This window comes from Streptomyces sp. NPDC058964 (genome assembly GCF_042741275.1).
Classification (GTDB): Bacteria; Actinomycetota; Actinomycetes; order Streptomycetales; family Streptomycetaceae; genus Streptomyces.
Window position 1 is genome coordinate 1,241 of record NZ_JBHYKH010000261.1, and the last position, 11,230, is coordinate 12,470.

At 72.7% G+C, this 11,230-nt stretch carries 7 protein-coding genes and 1 pseudogene; 4 read left to right on the forward strand and 4 right to left on the reverse strand.

What is annotated here, in order from left to right:
• Window positions 1-194, forward strand: a pseudogene (locus ACFW2E_RS27750) (hypothetical protein); the annotation flags it as partial.
• Here the strand turns inward: ACFW2E_RS27750 and ACFW2E_RS27755 are convergent.
• Both ACFW2E_RS27755 and gcl read right to left on the reverse strand, forming a co-directional pair.
• Entirely contained in the window at window positions 175-1,011 is an 837-nt protein-coding gene (locus ACFW2E_RS27755; protein WP_384469800.1) for an alpha/beta fold hydrolase, read from the reverse strand. The pseudogene ACFW2E_RS27750 and the gene ACFW2E_RS27755 sit on opposite strands and share 20 nt — an antisense overlap.
• Window positions 1,012-1,160: 149 nt before the next feature.
• A complete protein-coding gene (gene gcl, locus ACFW2E_RS27760) occupies window positions 1,161-2,945 on the reverse strand; it encodes a glyoxylate carboligase (protein ID WP_384469801.1) in 1,785 nt (594 codons plus the stop codon).
• 711 nt (window positions 2,946-3,656) lie between these two features.
• Here gcl and ACFW2E_RS27765 point away from each other — a divergent pair.
• Window positions 3,657-4,304, forward strand: a complete 648-nt coding sequence (locus ACFW2E_RS27765) for a hypothetical protein (RefSeq protein ID WP_384469806.1) — start codon at window positions 3,657-3,659, stop codon at window positions 4,302-4,304.
• Between the two features lies 1 nt (window position 4,305).
• On the opposite strand, the gene ACFW2E_RS27770 is transcribed toward ACFW2E_RS27765, so the two are convergent.
• Together ACFW2E_RS27770 and ACFW2E_RS27775 are read right to left on the reverse strand one after the other, a co-directional pair.
• Complete coding sequence (locus ACFW2E_RS27770) at window positions 4,306-5,922, reverse strand: AMP-binding protein (protein WP_384469802.1); 1,617 nt, start codon at window positions 5,920-5,922, stop codon at window positions 4,306-4,308.
• Window positions 5,919-7,589: an AMP-binding protein gene (locus ACFW2E_RS27775; protein ID WP_384469803.1), complete on the reverse strand. Its 1,671-nt coding sequence runs from the start codon at window positions 7,587-7,589 to the stop codon at window positions 5,919-5,921. Before ACFW2E_RS27775 ends, ACFW2E_RS27770 begins: the two co-directional genes overlap by 4 nt.
• Before the next feature lie 125 nt (window positions 7,590-7,714).
• On the opposite strand from ACFW2E_RS27775, the gene ACFW2E_RS27780 reads away from it, so the two are divergent.
• Both ACFW2E_RS27780 and ACFW2E_RS27785 read left to right on the forward strand, forming a co-directional pair.
• A complete protein-coding gene (locus ACFW2E_RS27780; RefSeq protein WP_384469804.1) occupies window positions 7,715-8,548 on the forward strand; it encodes a response regulator transcription factor in 834 nt (277 codons plus the stop codon).
• 155 nt (window positions 8,549-8,703) lie between these two features.
• Window positions 8,704-11,230: ATP-binding protein (locus ACFW2E_RS27785; RefSeq protein WP_384469805.1), on the forward strand; the 2,527-nt coding region annotated here is incomplete at its 3' end.

Sequence of the window (11,230 nt, forward strand, 5' to 3'; positions counted from 1 at the left end):
GCCGCGCCGCCCCCCCCGGCCTGGCGCGCGTGGACACCGTGGTCGGGGGCGCCCTGTACGGCGACCGGGCCCTGACGGCGCTCGCCCCCCGTTTCGCGCGGGAGGCGGGTCTCACCGGCCGGGGCGGGACCACGGAGCACGAGGTGCCGCGCCCCGGGTGCGGCACGGGCGGCATCAGCTGCGGCGGGGTGTGAAGGCACGCGGATCCCGCAGGAACGCGAGCGTGTGCCGCAGGAACAGGTCGGGGCGCTCGTTGTACGGCTCGTGGGCCGTCGGCAGCAGCGCGCTCACCGTGTGCGGGGGCAGCGACCGGCGCGCCCGCCGTCCGTCCAGGAAGGCGGGGACCACCGGGTCGCGGCGGCCCCACAGCAGCAGCACGGGTACGGCGAGGGCGGCCGGGTCCGTCAGGCCGAACCCCGGGTCCGCGAAGCCGCGCCAGATCGCGCAGTGCACCGCCAGCCTCTCGGGCCGGTCCGGTAGCCCGCGGACGCGCTCGAAGGTGGCGTGGGCGCTCGGGGTGCTCCGGCGGCCCAGATAGGCGCGGGCCAGCGGAACCACGAGCCGCCGGGCCACGGCCGGGCGTCCCATGACCCCGCGGCAGAACCAGCGGGTGAGCGCGTTCCGGGCGGTGAAGCCCGCCGGGTCGACCAGCACGAGCCCGGCGATCCGCTCCGCGTACGCGCCCTCGGCGAGCCGGCAGGCCACGTATCCGCCGACGCTGTTGCCGACCACGGTGACCCTGTCCACGTCCTCCAGCGCGTCCAGAACCCGCTCGGCCGCCTCCACCAGGCCCTCCGGGGAGACCAGAGCGGGATCGGGAGCGGCCGAGTCGCCGTAACCGGGCCAGTCGACCACGTAGGTGCGGTGCTCCTCGGCGAGTGCGGGCAGCACGGCGTCGTAGTCGCGCCCGTCGCCGGGATTGGCGTGCAGGAGCAGGAGCGCGGGGGCACCGGGTGGGCCCTCGCGGCGTACGGCGATGTCACCGAGCGCCGTGGGAACGGTCATCCGCATGCGCCCGAGGGTATACAAGGGGGCGTCCCTCCCCCTCGGACGGACCGCCCCCTTTGGATGCCGGTGGGTCCTTCGATGCCGGTGGGTCGTGTGGGTCCTGGGGGTCCTGGGGGTCCTGGGGGTCCTGGGGGTCCTGGGGGTCCTGGGGGTCAGGCCTTCAGGGCTTTGAGCGACGTCGGGGCGTGGGACGGCTCGGTGGCCAGTTCCTCGAACTCGACGACGTCGGAGATGTCGTTGGTCGTCGACATCGAGATGTTGGTGACGCGCTCCAGGATCGCCTCGACGACGACCGGCACCTGGAACTCGGCGGCGAGCTTCTTGGCCTGCTCGAAGGCGGCGCCCAGTTCGTTCGGGTCGGTCACCCGGATCGCCTTGCAGCCGAGGCCCTCGGCGACCTTCACATGGTCGACGCCGTAGACGCCCAGCTCGGGCGAGTTGATGTTCTCGAACTCCAGCTTGACCTGGAAGTCGATGTCGAACGCCCGCTGTGCCTGGCGGATCAGGCCCAGGTAGGAGTTGTTGACCAGGACGTGGACGTACGGGATCCGGTGCTGCGCGCCGACCGCCAGTTCCTCGATCATGAACTGGAAGTCGTAGTCGCCGGAGAGGGCCACGACGGACGCCTGCGGGTCGGCCTTCGCCACCCCCAGCGCGGCCGGGATCGTCCAGCCGAGCGGGCCCGCCTGGCCGCAGTTGATCCAGTGCCGCGGCTTGAAGACGTGCAGCAGCTGGGCGCCCGCGATCTGTGAGAGGCCGATCGTGGAGACGTACCGGGTCTCCGGGCCGAAGGCCTTGTTCATCTCCTCGTAGACCCGCTGCGGCTTGATCGGGATGTCGTCGAAGTGCGTACGGCGCTGGAGCGTGGCCTTCCTCTGCTGTGCGGCGGCGGACCAGTCGGAGCGGTCGGGCAGCCTGCCTTCGGCCTTCAGCTCCCTTGCCACCTCGACGAAGAGCTCCAGCGCGGCCCTGGCGTCGGAGGCGATGCCGTAGTCGGGCGCGAAGATCCTGCCGATCTGGGTGGGCTCGATGTCGACGTGGACGAACTTCCGGCCCGCCGTGTAGACGTCGACACGTCCGGTGTGGCGGTTGGCCCAGCGGTTGCCGATGCCGAGGACGAAGTCGGACTCCAGGAACGTCGCGTTGCCGTAGCGGTGCGAGGTCTGCAGACCCACCATGCCCGCGTTGAGCTCGTGGTCGTCCGGCAGGACACCCCAGCCCATCAGGGTCGGGACGACCGGTGTGCCCGTCAGCTCGGCGAATTCGACGAGGAGTTCCGCCGCGTCGGCGGTGATGACACCGCCGCCGGCGACGATCAGCGGCCGCTCGGACTCGTTCAGCAGCGCGATCGCCTTCTCGATCTGCGCGCGGCTCGCCCTGGGCTTGTAGACCGGCAGCGGCTCGTACGTCTCAGGGTCGAACTCGATCTCGGTGAGCTGCACGTCGATCGGCAGGTCGATCAGGACCGGGCCGGGGCGGCCGGAGCGCATGAGGTGGAAGGCCTGCTGGAAGACGCCCGGGACCTGTGCCGCCTCCAGCACGGTGACCGCCATCTTCGTGACCGGCTTGGCGATCGAGGCGATGTCGACGGCCTGGAAGTCCTCCTTGTGGATCACCGCGGTCGGGGCCTGGCCGGTGATGCAGAGGATCGGAACCGAGTCGCCGATGGCCGAGTACAGGCCGGTGATCATGTCGGTGCCGGCGGGGCCGGAGGTGCCGATGCAGACGCCGATGTTGCCCGGGTGGGTGCGGGTGTACCCCTCGGCCATGTGGGAGGCGCCCTCGACATGGCGGGCGAGGGTGTGGTTGACGCCGCCGGACGCCTTGAGCGCCGCGTAGAAGGGGTTGATCGCCGCGCCCGGCACACCGAACGCGGCGGTGACGCCCTCGCGCTTGAGGATCTCAACTGCCGCACGGGCAGCGGTCATTCGAGCCATCGAGTACTCCTGCTTCGGCTGTCGGATGCGTACTCCCGTCGCGCCCCACGGCAGCACTTCCGTATTGCGGAAAATGTTTTCTACTATCTGGAAGTAATGTAAGTGGGCCTGCGAAGGCCGTCAAGGGAAGGACAAGCGGGGGTTGGTGGGTGGACGATGGGACCCATGTCCGAGAGCGTGCCGGTGCGCTGTCCGGCCTGTCGGCGCGAGCACCTCTATGTCGCGCCGTCGTATCCCTGTGCGTGCGGCGCCGCCGTCGCGCCGCCGCTCGACCGCGCGGCGGCGGCGACGGTCGTCACCCACCGCGTCTGGGCCGAGGACTGGGTCACCGTGCCCTGCCCGTCCTGCGGTCGCCGGGACGAGTGGCCGCAACCGGAAATGGGCTGCGAGTGCGGCACGTTGCTACGGATCCCGGTCACGGACTCGGGAGCGGGCCCCGCCCCGGACGGTGCCGTGAGCGTGGACGAGGTCACCGACGCGGGAACAGACACGCAAACCGTCCTCGGCCCGCGCTCCGAGCCGGGCACGGCCGCAGAGCCGAGCGCGGGACTCGCCCCCCGCGCAGACACGGTCCACGGCCCGAACGCCGACGCGGGCCTGGGCAGGAGCCCCGGCCAGGACGCGGGCGCGGCAACGGGACTCGGCCCGGACGGCCACGCGGGCCCCGGCAACGGCCTCGGCCGGCACACCCACGCGGGGCCAGGCGAAAGCATCGGCCCAGGCCATGACCCGGGCCCGAGCAAGGACCTCGGCCCGGACCCGGACACGGGCGCGGGCCGGGGCCCCGGACCGGCGGACGACGGTGCCGGGGCGGGTCCGAGGCCCGGGTCGGGGACCGGCCCCGTTGCCGGCGCGCACACCGGATCCGGCCGCTTCGGTCCGGGGTGGCACGGCAGCCGTGGCCGGCCCGGTGCAGGCGCCTCCGGGGACGGCGGCCGGCAGGCCGGGGCACGGGCCGTTCCCGGACCGCCGCGAGGGCGGGCGCCCTTCCAGCCCGTCACCATCCGCACGGCCCGGGACGCGGTGACGGCCGCCGCGCTCTATCTGCGGTGGCTGGGCTACCGGGACATCCGCCGTGCCGACCAGCGGCCCCCGTCCGGCATCGGTCTGGCCGCCTGCGGGGTCGTGGCCCAGGTGGACCCCACGATCCACCCGGCCTCACTGCGGGACGTGGAGTGCCTGTGGCTGACGGCCATGACGGAGTCCGCGGACTGCGTCTACTTCTCCCTCGCCGGGTACGCCGACGACGCCCGTGCCCGCGCCGACTCCCTGGGTGTCCCCCTGTACGTCCTTGACCTCACGGGCACCCCGCAGCCGGTGAACGGTCTCGCCGACGACCTGGACGCCACCGGCGCCTGACTCACTCGCCGTACGTCTCCCTCAGCTCGACCTTGCGCACCTTGCCGGACACCGTCATCGGGAAGGAGTCGAGGATCTGCAGTCTGCTCGGGACCTTGTAGTGCGCGAGCCGCCCCTGGCAGAAGGCGCGCAGCTCCTCCAGGGTCAGCGGGTCGGCCGTGTCCTGGGGGATGACGCAGGCGAGGACCTCCTCGCCGTACTTCTCGTGCGGCACGCCGACGACCTGGACGTCCCTGATCCTCGGATGGGCGTAGAGGAACTCCTCGATCTCGCGCGGGTAGATGTTCTCGCCACCCCGGATGATCATGTCCTTGATGCGGCCGACGATCTCGACGTACCCGTCCTCCCGCATCACCGCCAGGTCCCCGGTGTGCATCCAGCGCCCCGCGTCGACGGCCTCGGCGGTCTTCTCGGGCTCGTTCCAGTAGCCGAGCATCACGCTGTAGCCGCGGGTGCGCAGTTCACCGGCCTCGCCGCGCGGCAGGGTCACCCCGGTCACCGGGTCGACGACCTTCACCTCCAGGTGCGGCAGGACACGGCCGACGGTGCCGGTGCGGTGCTCCAGGTCGTCGTCGATCCGCGTCTGCAGGGAGACCGGGGACGTCTCCGTCATGCCGTAGCAGATGGAGACCTCCTCCATGTGCATCTCGGCCACCACCCGCTTCATCACCTCGACCGGGCAGGGCGACCCCGCCATGATCCCGGTGCGCAGCGACGACAGGTCGTACGTCGCGAAGTCGGGGAGGTTCAGCTCCGCGATGAACATGGTCGGGACGCCGTACAGCGAGGTGCAGCGCTCCCCCTGGACCGCCTCCAGCGTGGCCTTCGGGTCGAACGACGGCGCAGGAATGACCATGCACGCACCGTGCGAGGTCGCCGCGAGGTTGCCCATCACCATGCCGAAGCAGTGGTAGAAGGGCACCGGGATGCAGATCCGGTCCTGCTCGCTGTAGGCGATCGACTCACCCACGAAGTAGCCGTTGTTGAGGATGTTGTGGTGCGAGAGGGTGGCTCCCTTGGGGAACCCTGTGGTGCCCGAGGTGTACTGGATGTTGATCGGGTCGTCGCAGGACAGCTCGCTCCCGCGGACCCGGAGGTCCTCGGACCGATCGGGTGTCCCGCGCCTGAGCAGCGCCTCCCAGCTCGGGTCACCGATGTACACGGTCTCCCGCAGCCGCGGGCACCGGCCGCGCACTTCCTCGACCATCGCCCGGTAGTCGCTGGTCTTGTGGCTGACGGAGGCGAACAGCAGGGAGATGCCGGCCTGGTTGAGGACGTACTCGACCTCGTGGGTGCGGTAGGCCGGGTTGATGTTGACCATGATCGCGCCGATACGGGCGGTGGCGTACTGGACGAGCACCCACTCCGCACAGTTGACCGCCCAGATGCCCACCCGGTCGCCCTTGGCGACCCCGCTCGCCAGCAGCGCGTACGCCAGCCGGTCGACGTCGGCGGAGAACTCGGCGTAGGTCCAGCGCCGGCCGGACGGGACGTCGACGAGCGCCTCCCGGTCCGGCCAGGCCGCGACCGCCCGGTCGAGGTTGGCCCCGATGGTGTCGCCGAGCAGGGCGGTGGGGCCGGTTCCGTGGGTGTACGACAGCTTTGAGGTTGCGCTCACCGGAAGTCCTCCTCGCGGTACTCGTTCTGCGAGCCCGCGGCCGTGGCCTCGCGCAGCTCGATCCGGCGGATCTTGCCGGAGACGGTCTTGGGCAGTTCGCCGAACTCCAGGCGGCGGATGCGCTTGTAGGGGGCGAGGGCCTCGCGGGAGTGCTCGAAGAGCACCTTGGCGGTGTCGGGCCCGGGCTCCCAGCCCTCGGCGAGGACGATGTAGGCCTTCGGCACGGCCAGGCGCAGCTCGTCCGGCGCGGGCACCACGGCGGCCTCGGCCACCGCCTCGTGCTCCAGCAGGGCGCTCTCCAGCTCGAAGGGGCTGATCTTGTAGTCGGAGGCCTTGAAGACGTCGTCCGCGCGGCCCACATAGGTGATGTAGCCGTCGGCGTCGCGGGAGCCGATGTCACCGGTGCGGTAGTAGCCGCCGGCCATCGCCTCCGCCGTACGGTCGGCGTCGCCGTGGTAGCCGGCCATCACGCCCACCGGCTGTACCGACAGGTCCAGTGCGATCTCGCCCTCGTCCGCGCCGGGGGCGCCGGAGACCGGGTCGAGCAGTTCGACGCGGTAGCCGGGGCTGGGCCTGCCCATGGAACCGGTCTTCAGCCGCTGGCCGGGGCTGTTGGAGACCTGTACGGCGGTCTCGGTCTGCCCGAAGCCGTCCCGGATGGTGACGCCCCAGGCCCGGCGGACCTGTTCGATGACCTCCGGGTTGAGCGGCTCGCCGGCGGCGACGGCCTCGCGGGGCGGGGTGACGAGCTGGGTGAGGTCGGCCTGGATGAGCATGCGCCACACGGTCGGCGGCGCACAGAACGTGGTGACCCCGGCCCGGTCCATCTCGGCCATCAGCCGGGCGGCGTCGAAGCGCGTGTAGTTGTGGATGAAGACGGTGGCCTGTGCGTTCCAGGGGGCGAAGAGGTTGGACCAGGCGTGCTTGGCCCACCCCGGCGAGGAGATGTTGAGGTGCACGTCGCCGGGCTTGAGGCCGATCCAGTACATGGTGGCGAGGTGGCCGATGGGGTACGAGGTGTGGGTGTGCTCGACGAGTTTGGGGCGGGCGGTGGTGCCCGAGGTGAAGTAGAGCATCAGCGGGTCGTCGGCGAGGGTGGGCCCGTCCGGGGTGAAGGCGGCGGGTGCGTCGTACGCGTCCTCGTAGGCCTGCCAGCCTTCGGGTGCGCCGCCGACGGCGATGCGCGTGTAGCGGCCGGGCACCTCGTCGAACTTGCCGGTGTCGGCGGCGCGGACGAGCACGTGCCGCACCCGGCCGCGCTCGACGCGGTCGCGCAGGTCGGCGGGGCCGAGCAGCGGGGTGGCGGGGATGACGACGGCGCGCAGCTTCATCGCGGCCAGCGCGGTCTCCCACAGCTCGGCCTGGTTGCCCAGCATGACGAGGACACGGTCCTCGGCGCGGACGCCGCACGCCCGCAGCCAGTTGGCGACCCGGTTCGAGCGCTCGGCCAGTTCGGCGAAGGACAGCCGGGTCTCCTCGCCGTCCTCCTCGACGATGTGCAGGGCGGTGCGGTCGTTCCCGTCCGCGATGACGTCGAACCAGTCCAGCGCCCAGTTGAAGTGCTCCGGGCGGGGCCAGGCGAAGCCCTCGTAGGCCGTGACGTAGTCCTCGCGGTGCTCCAGCAGGAAGTCCCGCGCGCTGCGGAAGAGCTCCGTCGCCGTCGTCATCTGTCCTCCTCGTGAACGGACCATTGCCGGGCGGCCCTCTGGCATCGTGTAATCCGTGATGCAGGTCTCACTACCCCCGAACGGGGGTGTGGTCCGCACAAAAGCCGCGATGAAGGGGCGAACAGGTGGCAGGAGACACCGCGCAGGCGGTGGAGATACGGAGTGCGCTGGCCCGGCTGCGGCGCACGACGGGGCTCCCGGTCGCCTTCGGTGGCCTGGTCGAGTCCGGCAGACCGCAGGTGCGTATCAGCGAGCTGAGCGGCACCAGCACCATGGCGCTGCGCTCGCTCACGGTGACCTCGGGCAACGGTCTGGGCGGCAAGGCGGTGGCGCTGGCCCGCCCGTGCGCCGTGACGGACTACTCCTCGTCGCGGCAGATCAGCCACGAGTACGACGTCCCGGTGGCCGCCGAGGGCATCCGCTCGGTCTTCGCGGTGCCGGTGGTGGTGCGGCGGCGGGTGCGCGGCGTGCTGTACGGCGCCCTGCGCACGGCCCAGCCGCTGGGGGACCGCACGCTGAGCGCGGCGGTGACGGCGGCACGAGACGTGGAGCAGGCACTCGTCGTTCGGGAGGAGGTACGGAGCCTGCTGGCGGCGGCCCGGCCGGAGCCGGTCGCCGCCGTCGGCGAGAGCGCCGCCTGGGAGCAGGTGCGCGAGGCCCACGCCGCGCTGCGCGCCCTGGCGCCCCGGATCGCGGACCCCGGACTGCGGTCGGAACTCCTCGCCGCCTGCGGACTGCTGACGGCGCCGACACCGGCGACGGGCGTCGGTCTCACCCCGCGCGAGCTGGACGTCCTGGCCTGTGTGGCCGACGGCGCGACCAACGCCGCGGTGGCGGACCGGCTGGGCCTGCGGCCGGAGACGGTCAAGGGCTACCTCCGCTCGGCGATGCGCAAACTGGGCGCCCACACCCGGGGGGAGGCGGTGGCGAACGCCCGCCGCTCGGGCCTGCTGCCGTAGCCGTAAGGAAGCTTGCCTATTCATCCATCCACGCTTTGAATTTTCCTATGCTTGACCTCTGTTGGGCTTCTGTTATTTCCCTCACGGGGACTTCCGTCCGAATTTCAAGGTTCGTTGCCTAGAATTTGGCCCGGACACGACACACGAGGGGAGCGGTGACCGTGCGACGGGACTTCCAGGAGCCTGCCCGATGCCGCCCCGACCTGGTCATCGGCCGGGAGGAACCGTTCGGCGCCGCGCGTGAGCAGCTCACCTCGGGCGGCAGCGTCCTCCTGCACGGCCCCGCCGGAATAGGGAAATCGACCGTCCTGCGGGCATTGGCCGCCGAATACGCGGGCGCCGCCCGCACCGTGTTGCGCTGCTCGGCCACCGAGTCCGAATCGCACCTCCCCTTCCTCGCCCTCGCCGACCTCCTCGGCCTGGTCCTCGACCAGGTCTCCGCCCGGCTGCCCGCGGCCCAGCGCACCGCCCTGGAGTCGGCGCTCACCGGCCGCGGTGAATCCACCCTCCAGCGCGACGGCCTGGCCCTGCGCCTGGCGGTGCTGTCCGCGCTGCGCGCCCTGGCCGCCGAGGGCACCGTCCTGATCGTCGCCGACGATCTGCAGTGGCTGGATCCGGCCAGCTCGGAGCTGCTCGGCTTCGCCGCCCGGCGGCTCGGCGGCACCCCCGTCCAACTGCTCTGCGCGGTCCGGACCGAGGGCCAGGAGTACGACCGCCATCTGCGCGCGTCCCCGCCGGACACCGTCGCCGTACGCCTCAGCCCCCTCTCCCGCAACCAGGTCTCCACGCTCCTCGACCACCGCGGCTACACCGGCCTGCCCCGTTCCACGGTCCGCGAGATCCACCGCACCAGCGGCGGCAACCCCCTGTTCGCCCTGGAGCTCGGTCGGGCCCTCGCCGAGAACCCCACCCCGCCCAGGGCGGGCGAGCCGCTGCCCGTGCCCACCTCGCTGCGCGCCCTCGTGCTCAGCCGCCTGGACATGCTGTCGGTCGAGGCCCGCCGCACCCTGCTGGTGGCCAGCGCGGGCGCGCGCCCCACACCGTCCCTGCTGGTCGCGGCCGGCCGGGAGAACGTCGAGGCCGAGTGCGCCCAGGCCGCCGAACTCGGGCTGCTCGCCACCGACCCCGACGGCCCGACCGTACGGTTCGCACACCCCCTCATCTCGGCCGCCCTCTACGCGGAGGCCCCCGCCCACGAGCGGCGGGCCGCGCACGCCGCGCTGTCCACCGCGGCCTCCGACCCCATAGAGCGCGCCCGCCACCTCGCCCTGGCCACCACCGGCACCGACCCGGAAGTGGCCGCGCGGCTCGCCGAGGCCGCGGCTCAGGCCCGGGACCGGGGGGCGCCCTCCGTGGCCGCGCACCTCGGGCTGCTGGCCGCCCGCCACACCCCGGCCGACACCCGGCCCGGCCCGGACGAACGCCGGCTCCAGGCCGCCGAGGACGCCATCACCGCCGGCGAGGTCGACCTCGCCCGGGACATCGCCCGCGAGGTGCTCACCCGGGCGAGTGTCCCCGCGGACCGGGTCCGGGCGTGGATCATCGTGATCGACACGGCGGGCCACACCATGACGGAGGTCGACGCCGTCTTCCCGCAGGCCCTGGCCGACGCCGGCGACGACCCCCGGCTGCTCGCCCTGGTCCACTACCAGCTCGCCTGGCGGGCCCTGATCGTGGAGGGCGACTTCACCGAGGCCCGTGAGGCGGCCGCGCACGCGGCGGAACTGGCCGAGCGCGGCGGCGACCGGCGCACCGAACTCCTCGCGCTGGCCTTCCAGGCCCAGACCGAGACCCTGATGGGCCACCCGGCCGCCCCGGCCACCATCAAGCGCGCGCTGAAGGAGCCCCAGGACCCGAAGGTGGCCTGCCATCACAACGGCGCGGGCAGCGCCCGCTTCCGCTGGCTGGTCATGGGCGACCAGCTGGCCGAGGCCCGGTCGACGGTGACCGCCCTGCTGCGCGAGGTGCGCCGGCGCGGCTCGGTGGAGAGCGAGGTGCACTTCCTGCGCGGCCTCGCCGAGACCGAACTGCGCGCCGGGCACTGCGGCCGGGCACTCGACCTGGCCCGCGAGAGCCTCCGGCTGGCCCGGGACTCCGGGATCGGCGAGACGGCCTCCGCCATGCTCACCTCGCTCGCGGAGGCCTCCGGCGGGGACGTGGACCGGGCGCTGGCGCTGGCCCGGGAGGCGGTGGAGCACGCGGAGGAGGACGGCGACCAGATGTACCTGTCCCGGGCCCTGGGCGCGCTCGGATACGCCCAGTTGGTGGCCGGGGACCCGGCGGGCACGGTCCGCTCGCTGCGCAGGGTGCGCGAGCTGGAGCGGGGCCTGGGCATCACGGACCCGGCGCGCGGACGCTGGCACGGCGACCTCGCCGAGGCCCTCGTCCGGATCGGGGAGACCACCGAGGCGCAGGACGTCATCGACGTCACCCGGGAGCACGCGCTGCGGCTCGGCAGGGAGAGCGTCCTCGCCGTCCTGGACCGGGCCGAGGCCCTGGTCCGCGCGGCCCGCGGCGATGTCGAGGCCGCCGTGTCCCAGCTGACGTCCGCTCAGGACCGGCTCGCCAAACTGGGGTACTGCCTGGAGGAGGCACGGGCAGCCGTATCTCTGGACGCTCTGCGCCCCCGTCGGCCCGGACAGGCGTCGGACGGCGAGGCGACCCGGCTGTTCCGGCGCTGCC